Source organism: Rhodovulum marinum (assembly GCF_004343075.1).
Lineage (GTDB): Bacteria > Pseudomonadota > Alphaproteobacteria > Rhodobacterales > Rhodobacteraceae > Rhodovulum > Rhodovulum marinum.
Window position 1 is genome coordinate 140235 of record NZ_SLXP01000004.1, and the last position, 17890, is coordinate 158124.

A 17890-nucleotide genomic window follows, 5' to 3' on the forward strand; every position below is an offset into this window, starting at 1 on the left:
CGAGCGAGAAGAGCAACAGAAGAGGTAACACCTGGATGGCTGGAAATAGTGGCGGTCCCTGGGGGGGCGGAGGCTCGGGCCAGGGCGGCGGCGGGAACCGCGGCTCTGGCGGAGGCGGCGGCGGTGGCCGCGGCCCGGGCGGCGAGCCGCCCCAGATCCCCGAAATCGACGAGCTGATGCGCCGCGGGCAGGAACAGCTGCGCGTGCTGATGGGCGGCAAGGGCGGCCCCGGCGGCGGCGGGCCCAAGCTGACGAAGGGCGGGATCGCGCTGGGCGTTCTGGCGGCCGGTGTGGTCTGGGCGCTGTCGTCCTTCTACACCGTGAAACCCGAAGAACAGTCGGTGGAACTTTTCCTGGGCAAGTACAGCGCGACCGGCAATCCGGGCCTGAACTTCGCCCCCTGGCCGTTCGTGACCGCCGAGGTCATCAACGTCACCAGCGAACGGACCGAGAATATCGGCGTGCGCCGCGGCAATGTCGAAGAAGGCCTGATGCTGACCACCGACGCGAATATCGTCGATATCGACTTCCAGGTGGTCTGGAACATCAACGACCCCGCCAAGGTGCTGTTCAACATCCGCGATCCGCAGCTGACCGTGCAGGCCGTGTCCGAATCCGTGATGCGCGAGATCATCGCCGCCTCGACCCTGGCGCCGATCCTGAACCGCGACCGGGGCCTGATCGCCGACACCGCCCGCGAAAGCATCCAGGCGACGCTGGACGAATACGAAAGCGGCATCACCATCGTGCGCGTCAACCTCGACAAGGCCGACCCGCCCGCCGAGGTGATCGACAGCTTCCGCGAAGTGCAGGCCGCCGAACAGGAACGCGACCGGCTGCAGCGCCAGGCCGACGCCTATGCCAACCGCGTGGTCGCCGAGGCGCGCGGTAACGCCGCCCAGATCATCGAAGAGGCCGAAGGCTATCGCGCCAGCGTCGTCAACGAGGCCCTGGGTGAGGCCAGCCGCTTCAGCGCGGTTCTGACCGAATACACCAAGGCCCCAGAGGTGACGCGCAAGCGGCTTTACCTGGAAACCATGGAAAAGGTGATGAGCGAGGTGGACAAGACCATTCTCGACAACGCGATCATCGGCAGCGAAGGCGGCCAGGGCGTCGTGCCCTACCTGCCGCTGAACGAGCTGCGCCGCGGCACCGCAGGCGGGGGGAACTGATCATGCGCAAATCCCTGTTTCTTCTGCCGATCCTCTTCGTGGCGCTGCTTCTCGTGCTGTCCTCGGTCTTCGTCGTGGACGAGCGTGAAAAGGCGCTGGTGCTGCAATTCGGCCAGATCAAGGCCGTGAAGGAAGAGCCCGGGCTCGCCTTCAAGATCCCGCTGATCCAGGAAGTCGTCAAATACGACGACCGGATCCTGTCGCTGGACACCGACGTGATCGAGGTCACGCCGTCGGATGACCGCCGCTTGGTGGTCGACGCCTTTGCGCGCTTCCGCATCGCCGACGTGGTTCAGTTCCGCCAGGCCGTCGGCGTCGGCGGGCTGCGCGCGGCCGAGGACCGGCTGTCCTCGATCCTGAACGCCCAGATTCGCGAGGTGCTGGGGGCCGACCAGGTGACGTCCGATACCATCCTGTCCGAAGACCGCCGCGTGCTGATGACCCGCATCCGCGACCAGTCGCGCGTGCTGGCGCGCAGTCTTGGCCTGGACGTGGTCGACGTGCGGCTCAAGCAGACCAACCTGCCCGCGCAGAACCTCGAGGCGACCTTTGCCCGGATGCGGGCCGAGCGCGAACGCGAGGCCGCCGACGAGATCGCCCGCGGTAACGAGGCCGCGCAGCGGGTGCGCGCGCTGGCCGACCGGACCGTGGTGGAACTGGTGTCCGACGCCGAACGCGAGGCGCAGATCACCCGAGGCGAGGCCGATGCCGAGCGCAACGCCATTTACGCCCAGGCATTCGGTGCCGACCCCGAGTTCTTCGCCTTCTACCGCTCGCTCCGGGCCTACGAGACCGGTCTGATGGGCGGGAACTCGTCGATGGTGATGACGCCCGACAGCGAGTTCTTCGACTATCTCAAGCAGGCGGACCGGTCCCGCCCCGAGACGGGGGCCGCGCCCGCGCAATGAGCTTCGTCGTTCTGGCCATAGGGCTGGTTCTGGTGGTGGAGGGGCTGGTGTTCGCACTGGCCCCTTCGCGTCTGGACGAGGTGGTGGACCTGATCCGCCGCATCCCGCCCGAAACGCGCCGGCTGATCGGGCTGGCCGCGGTGGCGCTGGGCACCGCCCTCGTTTGGCTTGCCCAAAGCCTTGCGGGGTGAAACACTGACCTTGATCGCCGTGCCTTCACGCCCAGTTGACAGGGCGCGACGGGCGTTGAGTTGCACAAGCCCGCCCCTAGATTCATATCTCAGGGCAGCAGGGCCCGCCTGCCAAGGGGCGCGCGGACCCGCCATGGATGACTTCAGGAGGACCCACTCGTGACATCGCAGGCCATTTCTCTTTCCGCCCGGCCCGACCCGGCGCGCCTGCGCCCGGCCTGGGCGCTGGCCCTCGCGGCCGTGCTGCTGCTGGCGCAGGCCAGCCTTGCGCTGGCACGCGCCGCCCCCGAAAGTTTCGCCGACCTTGCCGACAAGGTCAGCCCGGCGGTGGTGAACATCACGACCTCGACGACGATCGCGGGCCACTCGGGCGTGAACCCGATGGTCCCCGAAGGCTCGCCCTTCGAGGATTTCTTCCGCGATTTCATGAACCCCGACGGCCAGAACGGCCAGCGCCCGCCGCGCCGCAGCCAGGCGCTGGGCTCGGGCTTCGTGATCTCGCCCGACGGCTTCATCGTCACCAACAACCACGTGATCGAGAAGGCCGACGAGATCGAGATCGAGTTCTTCTCGGGCCAGGTGCTGGATGCCACCGTGGTCGGCACCGATCCCAATACCGACATCGCCCTTCTCAAGGTCGAAAGCGACGACCCGCTGCCCTTCGTCCCCTTCGGCGATTCCGACGCGATGCGCGTGGGCGACTGGGTGATGGCCATGGGCAACCCGCTGGGCCAGGGCTTCTCGGTCTCGGCGGGCATCGTCTCGGCCCGCGGCCGGGCGCTCTCTGGCACCTATGACGACTACATCCAGACCGACGCCGCGATCAACCGCGGCAACTCGGGCGGGCCGCTGTTCAACATGGACGGCGAGGTGGTCGGCGTGAACACCGCGATCCTGTCGCCCAATGGCGGCTCGATCGGGATCGGCTTCGCGATGTCCTCGACCGTGGTGACCAATGTCGTCGCCCAGCTGCAGGAATACGGCGAGACGCGGCGTGGCTGGCTGGGCGTGCGCATCCAGGACGTCACCGACGAGATGGCCGAGGCGCTGGGCCTCGACCAGGCGCGCGGCGCGATGGTCAGCGACGTGCCCGAGGGTCCCGCGCGCGACGCGGGGATGGAAACCGGCGACGTGATCCTGTCCTTCGACGGGGTGGACGTGGATGACACCCGCGGCCTCGTCCGCCAGGTCGGCAACACCCAGGTCGGCAAGACCGTTCCGGTCACCGTCTACCGCGGCGGCGCGACCCGCACGCTCGACGTGACGCTGGGCCGCCGCGAAACCGCCGAAGAGGCCGTGCCCGCCGTGGCCACCCCCGGCGCGCCGCAGGCCCCCGCCGAGACCGAGATGCTGGGCATGACCCTCTCGCCGCTCACCGACGAACTGCGCGACCAGCTGGAACTCGGCAAGAACGCCGAGGGCCTGGTGGTCAAGGATATCGACGAGATAGGCGAGGCCTATGAAAAGGGCCTGCGCGCCGGCGACGTCATCACCGAGGCCGGCCAGCGCAAGGTGACCTCGGTCAAGGATCTCGAGGACCGGATCGACGAGGCCCGCGAGGCCGGGCGCAAGTCGCTCCTGCTGCTGGTCCGCCGCCAGGGCGACCCGCGCTTCGTGGCGCTGTCCGTGGCCGAGGACTGACCGCCCGACCGGACCGGAACGAAAACGGGGCGCCCAACCGGGGCGCCCCTTTTTTCCGTCGCGATAGGATGGGCGTCAGTACAGCCCCGCCACCTTGCCGCGCAGCGCGACCAGCGCCAGAACCGTGTCGATGGTCGGCGTGGGCGTCCCGGTCACCCGGCCCAGTTCCTGCACCGACCCCACCAGCGCGTCGATCTCCATCGGCCGCCCCTGGTCCAGGTCCTGCAGCATCGAGGTCCGGTGCGCCCCCACCGCCGCGCCGCCGTCGATCCGCCGATCCACGTCGATGGGGAATTTCACGCCCAGCTTCTCGGCGATCTCCTGCGCCTCCAGCATCATGTTGCGCGCCACGTCGCGCGTGCCCGGATCGGTGCACAGCACGTCCAGCGTCGCATGCGTCAGTGCCGAGATCGGGTTGAACGACAGGTTCCCCCACAGCTTCACCCAGATCTCGTCGCGCAGCTTGGGCCGCACCGGCGCCTTCAGCCCCGCCGCCGACAGCGCCTTGGACAAGGCCATCGCACGGTCCGATTTCGACCCGTCCGGCTCGCCCAGCGAGAACCGGTTGCCCTCGATATGCTTGACCACGCCCGGCTCGATCACCTCGGCCGCGGGGTAGACCACGCAGCCCAGCACCCGGTCGGGCCCGAACCCGTTCCACTGCGCGTCGCCCGGATCGACCGAGGCCAGCCGCGTGCCCTCCAGCGGCCCGCCGATCTTGTGGAAATACCACCACGGCACCCCGTTGACGCCCGACACGATGGTGGTGTTCTCGCCGATCAGCGGCTGCATCCTGTCGACCACCGGCGGCACCGAATGGGCCTTCAGCGTGACGATCACGTAATCCTGCGGCCCCAGGTCCGCGGCATTGTCCGAGGCATTGACCGGCACGGTCACATCCGTCCCGCTCTCCTCCTCGATCAGGCGCAGCCCGTTCTCCTTCATCGCCGCCAGGTGCGGCCCGCGCGCCACCAGGCTCACCTCGGCCCCCGCCTGCGCCAGTTTCGCGCCCATGTAACCACCGATGGCACCGGCACCGAACACACAAATCTTCATCGCCTAATCCCTCGCTTCGCCGCGGACCCGCACCCGCCGCTTTCAGCTTCTTCTGGCTTCAAATATCCCCGCCGGAGGCAGCCCGGCCAAAGGCCGGGCCCCCCTGTCAGGCCGCGCCTTCGACCAGGCCCAGCTTCTCGGCCAGGCCGATCCGCTGCATCTTGCCGGTGGCACCCTTCGGGATCTCGTCCAGGATCACCACCTTGCGCGGCACCTTGAAATCGGCCACGCGCGCGGCGGCGAAATCGCGGATCTCGCGCTCGGTCGCCTCCGCGCCGTCCTTCAGCACCACGGCCGCGGCCACTTCCTCGCCCAGCTTGGGGTGGGGCAGGGCGAAGGTCACGCATTGCGCGATCGCCGGGTGGTCCATCAGCACGCCATCCACCTCCAGCGGGCTCACCTTCTCGCCGCCGCGGTTGATGATCTCCTTCAGGCGGCCCGTCAGGTGCAGATAGCCGTCCTCGTCGAACGCGCCCTGGTCTCCCGTGCGGAACCAGCGCTTGCCATCCGCCTCGAAGAAACTCTTGGCGTTGGCGTCGGGATTGCCCTCGTAACCGGGCGTCACGTTGGGCCCCGAAATCACCACCTCGCCGGTGCCGTCCACCAGCCGGTCCTCGGTTTCATGCGCGATGCGCACCTCCGGGCCCGCCGGAACGCCGACCGATCCGGGCTTCTGCGTGCCCTTGCCCAGGGGGTTGGAACACATCTGGTGGGTGGCCTCGGTCATGCCATAGCCCTCGACCACCGGGGCGTCGAAGGTTTCCTCCAGCTGGGTCATCACCTGCGCCGGCAGCGAGGCCGAGGACGAGCGCAGGAAGCGCAGCCTGGTGGCCTCGATGATGTCCCTGTTGCGGCCCGCCCGGCTCAGGATCGCCTGGTGCATGGTCGGCACCGCCGTGTACCAGGTGGGCTGGGCGTCCTTCATCCAGCCAAAGAATTTCAGCGCGTCGAAGCCCGGCGCGCACCAGATCGAGGCGCCGGCGGCCAGCGAGGCCGACACCGCCGCGATCAGCCCGTGGATGTGGAACAGCGGCATCACGTTCAGGCAGCGGTCCTCCGCCGTCAGCGCCAGCGACTCGCGGATGTTGCCCGCCGAGGCAAAGACGTTCGACTGCAACAGCGGCACGATCTTGGGCCGCGAGGTGGTGCCCGAGGTATGCAGGATCAGCGCCACGTCGTCCGGCGCCGGCGCGCCCGCGTCGCAGGCCCCGCCGCCGCCCTCGGCCACCAGGTCGAACGTGCCCGCGGGCCCCGCCTCGTCGAATTTCAGGCGCAGCACCGTCAGGCCGAACCGGTTCGCCGCGGCCAGCGCCGGGCCGTCATAGCCGTCCGCCAGCACGATGGCCTTGGCCTTCAGGTCCTCCAGGTAGAACGCGTATTCATCCTCGCGATAGGCGGGGTTCAGCGGCGCCGTGGTCGCGGATTGCGCGATGGTGACGAAGGCCGCCGCCATCTCGGGCCCGTTCGGCAACACGATCGCCACCCGGTCGCCCCGCCCGATACCGGCGGCGTGCAACTGGCCCGCCACCTTGTCGGTCAGCGCCCGCAGCCCGCCATAGCTCAGCCAGTCGCGGCCCGGCGCGCCGATCGCGGGGCGGTCGTCGTCATGTCCCTGAAGCAGTGCCTTGATGGTGGTCACTTGTATACCCTTTCCTTGTCTTGTCGGTTCGAACGCGCGGCCCGGCCTATTCGGCCACCGCCGGCGGTTTCGATTTGCGCTGCCGCAGCAGTTTCAGCAGCGGCAGCACGAAGAACAGCGCGGCCAGCGCCATGAACAGCCCCGAAAGCGGCCGCTCGACGAAGGTGAACACGTTGCCCTGCGAACTGATCAGCGCCTGGCGAAAGCTTGTCTCCATCAGCGGCCCCAGCACCAGCGCCAGCACCAGCGGCGCCAGCGGATAGTCGTCCTTGCGCAGCAGGTAGCCGCCGATGCCGAACAGCGCGATCAGCCACACGTCGTGCAGTTTCTGGCTGGGGGCATAGCCGCCCACGATGCACAGCACCAGCACCAGCGCGCACAGCACCGTGAACGGCATCCGCAGCGCCCAGACGAACAGCGGGATCAGCGCGATGTTGATCAGAACCGCCGCGACATTCGCCGTGTAAAGCGACGAGATCAGGCCCCAGACGAAATCGGGCTGCTCGATGAACAGCATCGGCCCCGGCACCAGCCCCCACATCACCATGCCGCCCAACAGCAGCGCGGTGGTGGGCGAACCGGGAATGCCCAGCGTCAGCATCGGCAACAGCGACCCGGTCGAGGCGGCGTTGTTCGCCGTTTCCGGCGCGGCCACGCCCTCGATATTGCCCCGGCCGAATGTCTCGGGCTTTTTCGAAAAGGTTTTGGCCATGCCATAGCTCATCAGGGCTGCGGGCGTCGCCCCGGCCGCCGGCAGCATGCCCACGAAAAAGCCCATGACCGAGCCAAAGCTCATCGTCTTCCACAGCTTGTTCATCTCGCGCAGCCCCTCGCCCAGCGCGCGAAAGCTCAGCTTGGCCGGCGTGACAGAGGGCGAGGTGCGCGAGGTTTCGATCGTGTACAGGATCTCGCCCACGCCATAGACGCCGATCGCCAGCACCAGGAACGAGATGCCCGAGTAGAACCCCGGCAGATCACCGAAGATCAGCCGCGGCTGCCCCGAGATCAGGTCAAGCCCCACCGTCGACAGCACAAGGCCAAGGCAGATCATCACGATGGTCTTCAGCACGTCGTCGCCGCCCAGCCCCACGAAGGTTGTGAACGCCATCAGCACCAGCGCGAATTCCTCGGCCGGGCCGAAGGCCAGCGCCAGGTCGGCCAGCGGCACCGCGAACAGCGTGAACAGCACGACCGAGATCGTGCCCCCCACGAAGGACGCCACGGCCGCGGCGATCAGCGCCAGCCCCGCCTTGCCCTGGCGGGCCATCGGCCGGCCGTCAAAGGTGGTGGCCACCGCCGTCGAGGCGCCGGGAATCCCCAGCAGGATCGAACTGATCGCCCCCCCGTACATCGCCCCGTAATAGATCGCGGCCAGCAGGATGATCGCCGAAGAGGGCGGCACGATGAAGGTCAAGGGCAGCACGATCGCCACCCCGTTCACCGACCCCAGGCCCGGCATCGCCCCGATGAAAAGGCCCGCGGTGACGCCCAGGATCACGATCATCAGGTTCAGCGGCGACAGCGAGGTCGCGAACCCGTCGGCAAGAAGTCCGAAGATTTCCATGCTCGCCCCTCCTCAGAAGAATTTCGCGTAAAGCGGAATGAACAGGGGTTCGGTGATCCCCTTGGGCAGCAGGATCTTCAGCGTGACCTCGAAGAAGAAGAACAAAAAGACCGGCGTGGCCAGCGTCAGGATCCCGATCAGGCCCCAGCCATGCCGACCGAACAGCCGCAGGTAGATCACCATGAACGCCATCAGCGCGACATAGGCGCCGACGACATGGGTCGCCGCGATGGTCGCGATCAGCAGGCCCGCGACACCGGCCACCTGCGGGATCGCGTCTGCATCGGGAAAGAATTTCTCGCCCTCGTGGGGATGCGCCAGGATGCTGCGCAACAGGATACCGCCCGAGGCCAGCAGCATGACCGCCGACAGCCAGAACGGAAAGGCCCCGCCGCCGGGGCCGGACCCATCGGTCCAGCCGATGGGCAAGACGGTGGCGTGCCACATGAAGTAAAGGGACAGGCCCATCAGGGCCAAGGCGATGATGCGGTCGGCGGCAAGCATGGCTGATCCAGTGCGTTTCTCGAAACACGGAAGGCCGGGCGGACCCGTGGGCCCGCCCGGCAGCGACAGGACGGGGCGGGCTTACGAGCCCAGTTCGCCCATGCTGTCCAGGATCTTGCGGTGCACTTCGCGCCCGTTCAGCAGGAATTCCTGCAGCGCGTCGCCGGTCAGCAGCTTGGCGTCCAGCGCCTCGTCGGCGGCGTATTTCTGCCATTCGGCGGTTTCCGACAGCTTGGTGAACATGTCGGTGTAGAAGGCCACGGCCTCGGCGGGCATGTCCTTGGGCCCGACAAAGCTGCGCTGCATGGTATAGACCAGGTCATGGCCCAGTTCGCGCATCGTGGGCACGTCCGGGAACGCCTCCAGGCGCTCTTCCGAGAAGGCCGCGATCGGGCGCGACTTGCCCGCCTTGTAGAACCCCATCTGCTCGGACGGGTTGTTCACCGTCGAGTCGATGTGGTTGCCGACCAGGTTCTTGGCCACCGTGCCGCCGCCGTCGAAGGGCACGTAGGTGTACTTGACGCCGAATTCCTCTTCCAGCATCGCGGTCACCAGGCTGTCTTCCTGGCCCGACCCGGTGCCGCCCATCTTCCACGACCCGCCGGCTTCCTTCACCGCGGCGATATAGTCGTCCAGCGTCTGGATGTCGCTGTCGGCGTTGACCCACAGGATGAAGTTGTCGATGGCCATCCGCGCGATCGGGGTGAATTCCTCGATATCGACGCCGATATCGGTGCGCAGCGGCGTGGTGTAATAGCTGTTCAGCGTCGCCATGACCGTGGTGGCGTCGCCTTCCTTGTCCTTGAGATAGCGCAGCGCCTCGGCGCCCGACCCGCCGCCCTTGTTCACCGGCAGGATCGGCATCGGCGACAGGTTCTCGGTCTGGATCATCGACTGGAACAGCCGCGCCAGGCGGTCCGCGCCGCCGCCCTGGCCGGCCATGATGACCATTTCCACCGGCTTGTTCGGCGTCCAGCCCTCGGCGGCCACCGGCGTGGCCACGGCCAGCGCGGCCGAAGCCATCAGGGCCATCGCGGTGCGGCGTGTGAATGTGTTGATCATGTCGTCCTCCCTTTGACGTTAGCCTTGAGCGCTGCGCATGGCCGCCCTGACCGGGTGACAACGCCTCGCAACTTTTCCCACCCCGAGAGATACCGCCGGGACAGAAAATTCCACACTGAAAAAGGTTGTTGTGATAAAGGTGGTGATAACAGACCTGTGTTTTTGTAATGTTGTAAAGATGCGGAAGGCCCTGATCGGATCCCAGCTGCGGCAGTTGCGCCGCGACCACGGCCATACCCAGGCCGAAATGGCCCGCCGGCTGAAGATCAGCCCGGCCTATGTGAACCTGCTCGAAAACAACCAGCGCGCCCTGTCAGTGCCTGTTCTGATGGCCCTGACCGAGGCTTATGGCGTTGATATGCGGGAACTTCTCAGCGACCGCGACGCCGCGCGCCTGGCCGAGATACGGTCCGCCGTGGCCGATCCCGCCTTTGCCAAGGATCGCCCCGACCTGCCCGAGTTGCGCGGGGCGGTCGATCACGCGCCGCGGCTGGTCGACCTGTTCCTGCAACTGTACCGCAGCCATCGCGGCGCGGTCGAACGGCTGGCCCGGCTGGGTGATTCCGCTTCGGGCGACGATCTGTTGCGCACCTCGCCCGAGACCGCGATCCACGATTTCTTCCGCGACAACTCCAACTATTTCGACCCGCTCGAGGCCGCCGCCGACGAGATCCGGCGCCAGATCGTGGGCGCCCCCGACGACATGTACGCGCTGCTCAAGCGCTATCTGCGGATGAAGTTCCAGATCGACGTGCGCCAGGTCAGCATCGAGGAAATGCCCGACACGCTGCGCCTGTTCGATGCGCGCGGCGGGCGGGTGCTGTTGTCCGAGGCGCTGGACCATCCCAACCGGGTGTTTCAGGTGGCGCACATGCTGGCGCTGGTCGAACTGCCCGACCTGCTGGACGAACTGATCGCGGCCAGCGGGATCGGCCCCGAACAGGCCCGCGCCCGCTGCCGGGTGGAACTGGCGAACTATTTCGCCGCCGCGCTGTTGATGCCCTATGGCCCGTTCCTCGACCTCGCGGAAAAGACCGCCTACGACATCGACCGGATGGCGGCGGCCTTCGGGATGACCTTCGAACAGGTGGGCCACCGGCTGACCACGCTGCAACGCGACGGGGCGCGCGGGATCGGGTTCTTCCTGCTCAGGATCGACCGGGCCGGCAACGTGACCAAGCGGGTGAACGCCACGCCCTTCGCCCTGGCCGAAAAGGGCGGGTCCTGCCCGGTGTGGAACATCCACAACGCCTTTACCACGCCCGACGTGATCCTGCCGCAACTGGTCGAGATGCCGGACGGCGCGCAGTTCTTCACCATCAGCCGCACCACCCGCCGCCCCGTGGTCAGCCGCGATCTGCAGGACAACCGCCTGGTCGTCGCGCTGGGCTGCGAACGCAGCGACGCGCACCGGATCGGCTATGCCCGCGCGGTCAACCTGGATCGCGACAGCGGCACCATCGCGCGGATCGGGATCGGCTGCCAGTTCTGCCCGCGCCAGGCCTGTTCCCAGCGCGCCCACCAGCCGATGCACATGGACCTGCCGATCGACACCAACCGGCGCGGCACCACGCGCTACGAAAGCTGACCGGGGCAGGGGGGGGCGGGCTCAGGCGGCCTCTTGCCAGAAATCGCACAGGAAGCACAGCGCGCCCTGCATCCCCTCGGTGGCGCAGCGTTCCTGGAAATGCGCCTCGCCCAGTTCGGCAAAGGTCGGGTGGCCGCGCAGGTCGGATTTCGCCACCGTCTTGAACGCCATCGACCAGTCGGGAAAGTCGCGCTTGTCCTTCTGGCCGCGCTCCAGCACCACCTTGGTGTGGTGCCGCCGGTCCGAGAAGATGCGCTTGCGCAGCTTTTCCAGTTCCGCCTCGTCGCCCTCGATCAGCTGCATGAAGCTGCCACGATAGCGCCCCTCGCCCTCGGCGAACAGCAAGATCCCGGTGATCCCGTGCCGCGGGTTGTAGCTGCGCGATTCCTCCAGGATGTCTTCCAGGTCCTTCGGCGTCAGGCCGGCATCCGCCTGGCTGACATAGACGATGTAATGCGTACTCACGTGCGGCGCTCCGGTTCGGGGTGACGTCGTCCTCCCTTGCGGGGCGGTATAGCCTTGTCAGGCGATGAGTCAAGCGCGGTATCCATCCATTATTTCATAATGTCAAAAACACTTCGATATTTGGAAAATGACTTGACGCGAATCCAGCCATGCGACAGCCTTACCCCGAGGGAGGAAAGATCGGTGAACAGGGCAAGCACAGGTGCAGCCGTGCAGCACGGCACCGCGCAGACCGGCGCCCCGGCCGAAAAGCCCGTGCGCCGCATCCAGTCGGTCGAACGCGCGCTGACGATCCTGGAAATCCTCGCCGCCGCGCCCGACGCGCTGGCGCTGGGCGAGATCGCGGATCGCGCCGCGCTGAACCTGTCGACCTGCCACCACCTGATCGCGACGCTGGTCGACCGCGGCTATGTGCTGAACGCCGGGCGCAACCGGGGCTACCTTCTGTCCTCGCGGCTGCAGGAACTGACCGGGATGAGCGAACGCAAGGCCGACCTGTCGGATTTCGCGCGCACCGACCTGATCGACCTGTCGGGGCGGCTGGGCCTGTCCGTGCAGCTGGCCGAGATGGAGGGGACCGCGCTGGTCACGCGCTTCAAGGCCAATGTCGCCGAAACCCACGTGATCGAGGCCGACGAGGTGGTCAAGATGCGCGCCGCCCACGCCACCGCCACCGGCAAGGCGATCCTGGCCTGGCTGCCCGAACCCGAGACGCTCAAGATCATCTCGGAGCACGGGCTGACGCGGTTCACCGATCACACCATTACCAGCATCGCGGACCTGACCGAGGATCTGCGCTGGGTGCGCCGCAACGGCTTCGCCGTCGACAACGAGGAACTGAAACGCGGCGTGGTCTGTTACGGCGCGGCGCTCAGGGATGCCAAGGGCGCGGTGATCGCCTCGATCTCGGCCTCGATGCCGGTGGCGCTGGCCACCGAAAGCTGCCGCGACCACGTCATGCACGAGGTCGTCGCCTGCGCGCGCAAGCTGTCCGACCGGCTGCGCCTCAGCCGGGGGTAGGGGCGGCCGGGGGAAACGGCACGCGAAAACGGGAACTTCAGGGAGGAAGTCGAGATGGGAATGCCAGCGGGTGTAAAGACGGATCGCAATTATCCGATCCCCGAAAAGATGAAGGCCTGGGTGCTGGGCGATCCGGGCGAATTGCGGCTCGCCGAAAAACCGGTGCCGGTGCCGAAAAGGGCCGAGGTGCTGGTCCGCATCGACGCCGTGGCGATCTGCGCCACCGACCTGGAAATCATCTATCACGGCCCGCCCGCCCAGATCGAGGGCGGCCAGCCGTTCAACAAGAACTTCACCCCGGGCCATGAATACATGGGCACCGTCGTGGCGCTGGGCCCGGGCGTCGACGAGTACAAGATCGGCGAGCGGGTGACGGTGGAAATCCACGCCGGCTGCGGCCAGTGCAAGCGCTGCCGGCAGGGCATGTACACCTCCTGCCACAATTACGGCAAGAACTACGGCGACGTGGACAAGGGCCACCGCGCCAACGGCTTCACCACCGACGGGGGCTTCTGCGAATACCAGGTCAACAACATCAACACGCTGATCCACGTCGATGACACCATGTCCGACGAAGAGGCCACGCTGGTCGTCACCGCCGGCACCGCGATGTACGGCCTGACCGAACTGGGCGGGCTGGTCGCCGGCGAAAGCGTGGTCGTCACCGGCCCCGGTCCGATCGGCCTTCTGGGTGTCGCGGTTGCCAAGGCGCTGGGCGCACAGCCCGTCATCCTGACCGGCACCCGCGACAACCGGCTGGAAATGGGCAAGAAGCTGGGCGCCGATCACGTGGTCAACGTCCGCAACGAGGACCCGGTCGAGGCGGTCAAGCGGCTGAACGGCGGGATCGGCGTCGATTACGTGCTGGAATGTTCCGCCGCCGCCAACGCGATCAACGAGGCCTGCCAGATGGTGAACCGGGGCGGCAAGGTCTGCCTCGCCGCCTTCCCGGGCGAGCCGCCGCAGGTCGACGTGGCGCATCTGGTGCGCAACAACATCTACGTCTACGGCATTCGCGGCGAAGGGAAATCCGCGACCCACCGGGCCGAGGCCTTCATGCGGCAAAAGCGGTTCGACGCCACGCTGATCCACACCCACACCTTCGAGATGGACGACCTGAAAGAGGCGATCCGCTACGCCAAGGACCGGGTCGAGGACGCGATCAAGGTGGTGGTCAAGAACCCCCATTCCGAAGCCCGGAGGGTGGCCGCCGAGTAACGAACCGGGGCCGCCCGGAAAGGGGCGGCCCCGTCCATGGCCAAGGGAGGGGCCAGGGACATGCTGACATTCGACCGATACGAAATGCCCGCGACACTGCCCGAGGCGCTGGCCCTTTGGGCGGACGCGCCCGCGGGCGCGCGGCTGGTGGCCGGGGCCACCGACATCCTGCCCTGGGCGCGCGAGGGGCGCGCGGGCGACGTGGACCTGCCGCTGGGCATCGACCTGTCCCGCGTCGCGGAATTGCAGGGCTATGAACGCCACGGGGGCCGGGTGCGGCTGGGCGCGAACGTGGTCTGGCAGGATTTTCTCGATACCCCGGAACTCGCGCGCTGGCTGCCGGTGATGCCCTATTGCGCGGTCTGGTTCGCCGACGACCAGATCCGCCAGCAGGCCACGCTCGCGGGCAACCTGGTGAACGCCTCACCCGCCGCCGACGGCACGCCCCCCGTTCTGGCGCTGAACGGAGAACTCGAACTCTGCCGCTGGGCGGGCGACCACATCCTGTGCCGCACCATGCGGGTCGAGGATTTCGTGACCGGCCCCGGCGCCACGCGGCTTGCCCCCGGCGAACTGGTGAACTCCGTGACGCTCGACTGCGCCGACGGCTATGGCGCGTCGTTCCAGAAGGTCGGCCAGCGCCGTTCCCTGGTCATTTCCGTCGCCTGCGTCGCCGCGTTGGTCAAACTGGACGAGACCGGCACCCGCTTCGCCGATGTGCGCCTTGCCCTTGGCGGCGTCGGCCCCGTGCCCGAACGCCTGCGCGACATCGAGGACCGGCTGAAGGGCGAACCGGTCGACGCCCGCCTGATCGCGGACGCGGCCGCGGCCACGGCGGCCCGCGTCGCCTCGCGCAGCCGCATCGAATACCGCCGCCGCGTGGTGCCGGGCTTTGTCCGCGCAGCCCTGGAAGAGGCCGCCGACCGCGCCCGGAAGGAGGCCGCCCATGCCTGATATGAAACTGGAACTGCAGGTCAACGGCCGCAAGGTGACGCGCCGCGCCGACCCCGGCCAGCGCCTCTTGGATTTCCTGCGCGACGAGTTGAACCTGACCGGCACCAAGGAAGGCTGCGGCGCTGGCGAATGCGGCACCTGTTCCGTGTTCGTCGACGGCAAGCTGGTGAAATCCTGCCTTATGCCCGCCGCCAAGGCGCAAGGCGCGGATATCCAGACCGTCGAGGGGTTGGCGCGGCCGGGCGATCTGGACGTGATCCAGAAGGCGTTCCACAAGACCGGGGCCAGCCAGTGCGGCTATTGCATCCCCGGCATGGTCATGGCCGCAACGTCCATCCTGCGCGAGGCGCCCGAGGCCAGCCTCGACGAGATCAAGGAACGCATGGGCGGCAATATCTGCCGCTGCACCGGCTATTCCAAGATCATCGAGGCGGTGGCCCTGGCCCGCGACGTGGTGACGGGCCGCGCCAGCCCCGCCGCGCTGGACCCCGAAACGGTGGGCGACAGCTTCATCGGCCACAATGTCCGGCGGCTGGATGCGCCCTCCAAGGTGACGGGCCGGCTGAAATACGCGGGCGACATGGTGATGCCCGACATGCTGCACATGGCCGTCCTGCGCTCGCCCCATGCCCATGCCGAGATCCTGTCCATCGACACCTCCGAGGCGGAAGCCATGGACGGCGTGGCCTGCGTCATCACCGCCGATGACGTGCCGGGCAAGGACGGCTTCGGCGTCTTCGTCCATGACCAGCCGATCATGGCGCGCGGCAAGGTCCGCCACGTTGGCGAGGCCGTGGCCGCGGTGGCGGCCGAGGACGTGGCGACCGCCCGTCGCGCGCTGAAGAAGATCAAGGTCGAGTACCGCGAACTGCCGGGCCTCTACGATCCCGAGGATGCGTTGCAGCCCGGCGCGCCGGTGATCCACGACTATGCCCCCGACAACGTGGTGAAACACATCCCGATCCGGAAGGGCGACATCGAGGCGGGCTTCGCCGCCGCCGACCTGATCCTCGAGGACGAATTCACCACCCAGCAGGTCGAACATGCCTATCTCGAACCCGAGGCGGGGCTGGCCTATGTGGACGCCGATGACGTGGTGACGGTGATCTCGCCCAGCCAGAACATCACCCATCACCGCCACATGCTGTCGGAAATCATCGCCAGGCCCATCAACAAGGTGCGCTTCATCATGTCCCCCGTCGGCGGCGGCTTTGGCGGCAAGGAGGACATGATCTACCAGGGCATGCTGGCCCTTGCGGCGATGAAGACCTACCGCCCGGTGCGGCTGGTCTTTACCCGCGAGGAGTCGATCATCGCCTCGGCCAAGCGGCACCCCAGCCGGGTGAAATACCGCATGGGCCTGACGAAGGAGGGCCGCATCACCGCCATCAAGTTCGACATGCTGTCCGACGGCGGCGCCTATGGCATGTCGTCCGAGGGCGTGATGCGCAAGGCCGCGATCCTGTCCTGCGGGCCCTACGAGGTGGAAAACCTTCAGGTCGACACCACCGCCGTCTACACCAACAACACGCCATCGGGCGCCTTCCGCACCTTCGGCGGCATGCAGGCGCAATTCGCCACCGAAAGCATGATCGACATCGCCGCCGAACGGCTCGGCCTCGATCCGTTCGAGATCAGGCGGCGCAACATGATGCGGGCGGGTTCGCTGACCCATACCCAACAGAAACTCGACTCGGCCTCGATCGGCCGGGTGCTGGCGGCCGCCGAGGCGGCGTCGCGCTGGGAGCCCGGGGCGCCGCGGATGCGGGGTCCCGAGCGTGGCGACCTTGGCGGCCCCGGTACCCGCGCCCCTTGCACCCTGGGCGCCCGGTTCGAGGCATCGAAGGACGGCAAGGAAAGGGTCGCCTGATGCAACGGAAAATGCGCGGCCGCGGCGTCGCGGCAAGCTGGTACGGCATCGCGCGCACCGCCACGGTGGACCGCGCGGGCGCCTGGGCGGAACTGGATGACGGCGGCACCGCCAAGGTCGTGACCGGCGTGACCGAGATCGGCGAGGGCATCCTGACCGTTCTGGCCCAGATCGCGGCCGAGGAACTGGGCATCCGCCCCGAGGACGTGACCATCGGCGACAACGACACCGCGCGCTCGCCCGAGGCGGCCCATGCGGGCGCCACGCGCCAGACCTACATGATCGGCAATTCGGTGGCGCTCGCGTGCCGCGAGGCGAAATCCCGGCTGTTCGCCGAAATCGCCGCCCATTGGGAGGTGGACGCGGGCACGCTGGTCGCCTTCGACGGCGCGTTGAAGGCCCACGGCACCAACCTTGCCATGACCATGGCCGAGGCGGTGGACATCGCCAAGAAACGCGGCGTCGTGCCGGTGGGCGCGGGCCATTTCACCGCGCATGGCACGGGGCTGAACCCCGTCGACGGCTCGGGCGCGCCCTGGCAGGCCTATGTGTTCGGCACCCAGGTGGCCGAGGTCGAGGTCGACACCCTGACCGGAGAGGTGCAGGTACTGGGCCTCTGGGCCGCCCATGACGTGGGCCGCGTCATCAACCCCCGCGGCGTCGAAGGCCAGATCGAGGGCGGCGTGGTGCAGGGCCTCGGCCAGGCGCTGATGGAGGATTACCGGACCGAACAGGGTCACACCACGACGCACGGCTTCGCGAAATACATCCTGCCGACCGCGCTGGACGTGCCGGAAATCACATCCGTGCTGGTGGAGGATCCCGATCCCCTCAGCCCGCTGGGCGCCAAGGGGATCGGCGAACCCGCGCTGGTGCCGACCGCGCCCGCGATCATGAACGCGATCCACGACGCGATCGGCGTGCGCATCAAGTCGCTGCCCGCGACACCGGAAAAGGTGCTGGCCGCGATAGCAGAGAAAGAGGCGCGCGACGCTGCGCGCGAGGCGGCCGAGTAACGAGGGGCGCCCCGGAACCGGG

At 67.7% G+C, this 17890-nt stretch carries 16 protein-coding genes; 10 read left to right on the top strand and 6 right to left on the bottom strand.

Translation table 11 applies throughout. The features are described 5' to 3' along the window. The first annotated feature begins 35 nt into the window (after nucleotides 1-35). From hflK to EV662_RS08495, 4 genes are all read left to right on the top strand, one after another. The gene (gene hflK / locus EV662_RS08480; protein WP_132461733.1) at nucleotides 36-1172 is read left to right on the top strand and encodes an FtsH protease activity modulator HflK; all 1137 of its coding nucleotides are present in this window, start codon (nucleotides 36-38) and stop codon (nucleotides 1170-1172) included. Nucleotides 1173-1174: 2 nt separating this feature from the next. Beyond that, complete coding sequence (gene hflC, locus EV662_RS08485) at nucleotides 1175-2080, top strand: protease modulator HflC (protein ID WP_132461734.1); 906 nt, start codon at nucleotides 1175-1177, stop codon at nucleotides 2078-2080. Beyond that, nucleotides 2077-2271: a DUF2065 domain-containing protein gene (locus EV662_RS08490; protein ID WP_132461735.1), complete on the top strand. Its 195-nt coding sequence runs from the start codon at nucleotides 2077-2079 to the stop codon at nucleotides 2269-2271. The genes hflC and EV662_RS08490 overlap by 4 nt, the downstream gene beginning before the upstream one ends. Nucleotides 2272-2430: 159 nt before the next feature. Continuing rightward, nucleotides 2431-3912, top strand: a complete 1482-nt coding sequence (locus EV662_RS08495; RefSeq protein WP_132461736.1) for a DegQ family serine endoprotease — start codon at nucleotides 2431-2433, stop codon at nucleotides 3910-3912. A gap of 75 nt (nucleotides 3913-3987) precedes the next feature. Here EV662_RS08495 and EV662_RS08500 read toward each other — a convergent pair whose 3' ends face one another. The 5 genes from EV662_RS08500 to EV662_RS08520 form a co-directional block, all read right to left on the bottom strand. Further along, nucleotides 3988-4968: a 2-dehydropantoate 2-reductase gene (locus tag EV662_RS08500; RefSeq protein ID WP_132461737.1), complete on the bottom strand. Its 981-nt coding sequence runs from the start codon at nucleotides 4966-4968 to the stop codon at nucleotides 3988-3990. Nucleotides 4969-5074: 106 nt separating this feature from the next. Continuing rightward, a complete protein-coding gene (locus tag EV662_RS08505) occupies nucleotides 5075-6607 on the bottom strand; it encodes an acyl--CoA ligase (RefSeq protein WP_132461738.1) in 1533 nt (510 codons plus the stop codon). Nucleotides 6608-6653: 46 nt separating this feature from the next. Continuing rightward, nucleotides 6654-8171: a tripartite tricarboxylate transporter permease gene (locus EV662_RS08510; RefSeq protein WP_132461739.1), complete on the bottom strand. Its 1518-nt coding sequence runs from the start codon at nucleotides 8169-8171 to the stop codon at nucleotides 6654-6656. Between the two features lie 12 nt (nucleotides 8172-8183). Beyond that, nucleotides 8184-8675, bottom strand: a complete 492-nt coding sequence (locus EV662_RS08515) for a tripartite tricarboxylate transporter TctB family protein (protein WP_132461740.1) — start codon at nucleotides 8673-8675, stop codon at nucleotides 8184-8186. An 81-nt stretch (nucleotides 8676-8756) separates the two neighbouring features. Further along, the gene (locus tag EV662_RS08520) at nucleotides 8757-9737 is read right to left on the bottom strand and encodes a Bug family tripartite tricarboxylate transporter substrate binding protein (protein WP_132461741.1); all 981 of its coding nucleotides are present in this window, start codon (nucleotides 9735-9737) and stop codon (nucleotides 8757-8759) included. Nucleotides 9738-9915: 178 nt separating this feature from the next. Between EV662_RS08520 and EV662_RS08525 the strand changes: the two genes are divergently transcribed. Next, nucleotides 9916-11325: a helix-turn-helix domain-containing protein gene (locus EV662_RS08525; RefSeq protein ID WP_132461742.1), complete on the top strand. Its 1410-nt coding sequence runs from the start codon at nucleotides 9916-9918 to the stop codon at nucleotides 11323-11325. Nucleotides 11326-11346: 21 nt separating this feature from the next. Here the strand turns inward: EV662_RS08525 and EV662_RS08530 are convergent, their stop codons facing one another. Then, entirely contained in the window at nucleotides 11347-11790 is a 444-nt protein-coding gene (locus EV662_RS08530; protein ID WP_132461743.1) for a BLUF domain-containing protein, read from the bottom strand. 183 nt (nucleotides 11791-11973) lie between these two features. Here EV662_RS08530 and EV662_RS08535 point away from each other — a divergent pair, with 183 nt between their 5' ends. Genes EV662_RS08535 through EV662_RS20040 form a run of 5 tightly spaced genes read left to right on the top strand, consistent with a single transcriptional unit; the run spans nucleotide 11974 to nucleotide 17868 of the window. Continuing rightward, entirely contained in the window at nucleotides 11974-12810 is an 837-nt protein-coding gene (locus EV662_RS08535; RefSeq protein ID WP_165915559.1) for an IclR family transcriptional regulator, read from the top strand. Nucleotides 12811-12864: 54 nt separating this feature from the next. Next, on the top strand, nucleotides 12865-14028 hold the full coding sequence (locus EV662_RS08540; RefSeq protein WP_132461745.1) for a zinc-dependent alcohol dehydrogenase: 1164 nt from the start codon (nucleotides 12865-12867) through the stop codon (nucleotides 14026-14028). A gap of 60 nt (nucleotides 14029-14088) precedes the next feature. Next, nucleotides 14089-14982: an FAD binding domain-containing protein gene (locus EV662_RS08545; RefSeq protein ID WP_132461746.1), complete on the top strand. Its 894-nt coding sequence runs from the start codon at nucleotides 14089-14091 to the stop codon at nucleotides 14980-14982. Then, on the top strand, nucleotides 14975-16852 hold the full coding sequence (locus EV662_RS20035) for a molybdopterin-dependent oxidoreductase (RefSeq protein ID WP_165915560.1): 1878 nt from the start codon (nucleotides 14975-14977) through the stop codon (nucleotides 16850-16852). Before EV662_RS08545 ends, EV662_RS20035 begins: the two co-directional genes overlap by 8 nt. Continuing rightward, nucleotides 16852-17868: a xanthine dehydrogenase family protein molybdopterin-binding subunit gene (locus EV662_RS20040; RefSeq protein ID WP_165915561.1), complete on the top strand. Its 1017-nt coding sequence runs from the start codon at nucleotides 16852-16854 to the stop codon at nucleotides 17866-17868. Before EV662_RS20035 ends, EV662_RS20040 begins: the two co-directional genes overlap by 1 nt. Nucleotides 17869-17890 lie beyond the last annotated feature (22 nt).

What these genes read in the sequence shown, in the direction of transcription:
- hflK (WP_132461733.1), top strand. Translation starts at nt 36, where the DNA reads ATGGCTGGAAATAGTGGCGGTCCCTGGGGGGGCGGAGGCTCGGGCCAG.
- hflC (WP_132461734.1), top strand. Translation starts at nt 1,175, where the DNA reads ATGCGCAAATCCCTGTTTCTTCTGCCGATCCTCTTCGTGGCGCTGCTT.
- EV662_RS08490 (WP_132461735.1), top strand. Translation starts at nt 2,077, where the DNA reads ATGAGCTTCGTCGTTCTGGCCATAGGGCTGGTTCTGGTGGTGGAGGGG.
- EV662_RS08500 (WP_132461737.1), bottom strand. Translation starts at nt 4,968, where the DNA reads ATGAAGATTTGTGTGTTCGGTGCCGGTGCCATCGGTGGTTACATGGGC.
- EV662_RS08510 (WP_132461739.1), bottom strand. Translation starts at nt 8,171, where the DNA reads ATGGAAATCTTCGGACTTCTTGCCGACGGGTTCGCGACCTCGCTGTCG.
- EV662_RS08515 (WP_132461740.1), bottom strand. Translation starts at nt 8,675, where the DNA reads ATGCTTGCCGCCGACCGCATCATCGCCTTGGCCCTGATGGGCCTGTCC.
- EV662_RS08520 (WP_132461741.1), bottom strand. Translation starts at nt 9,737, where the DNA reads ATGATCAACACATTCACACGCCGCACCGCGATGGCCCTGATGGCTTCG.
- EV662_RS08525 (WP_132461742.1), top strand. Translation starts at nt 9,916, where the DNA reads ATGCGGAAGGCCCTGATCGGATCCCAGCTGCGGCAGTTGCGCCGCGAC.
- EV662_RS08540 (WP_132461745.1), top strand. Translation starts at nt 12,865, where the DNA reads ATGGGAATGCCAGCGGGTGTAAAGACGGATCGCAATTATCCGATCCCC.
- EV662_RS08545 (WP_132461746.1), top strand. Translation starts at nt 14,089, where the DNA reads ATGCTGACATTCGACCGATACGAAATGCCCGCGACACTGCCCGAGGCG.
- EV662_RS20035 (WP_165915560.1), top strand. Translation starts at nt 14,975, where the DNA reads ATGCCTGATATGAAACTGGAACTGCAGGTCAACGGCCGCAAGGTGACG.
- EV662_RS20040 (WP_165915561.1), top strand. Translation starts at nt 16,852, where the DNA reads ATGCAACGGAAAATGCGCGGCCGCGGCGTCGCGGCAAGCTGGTACGGC.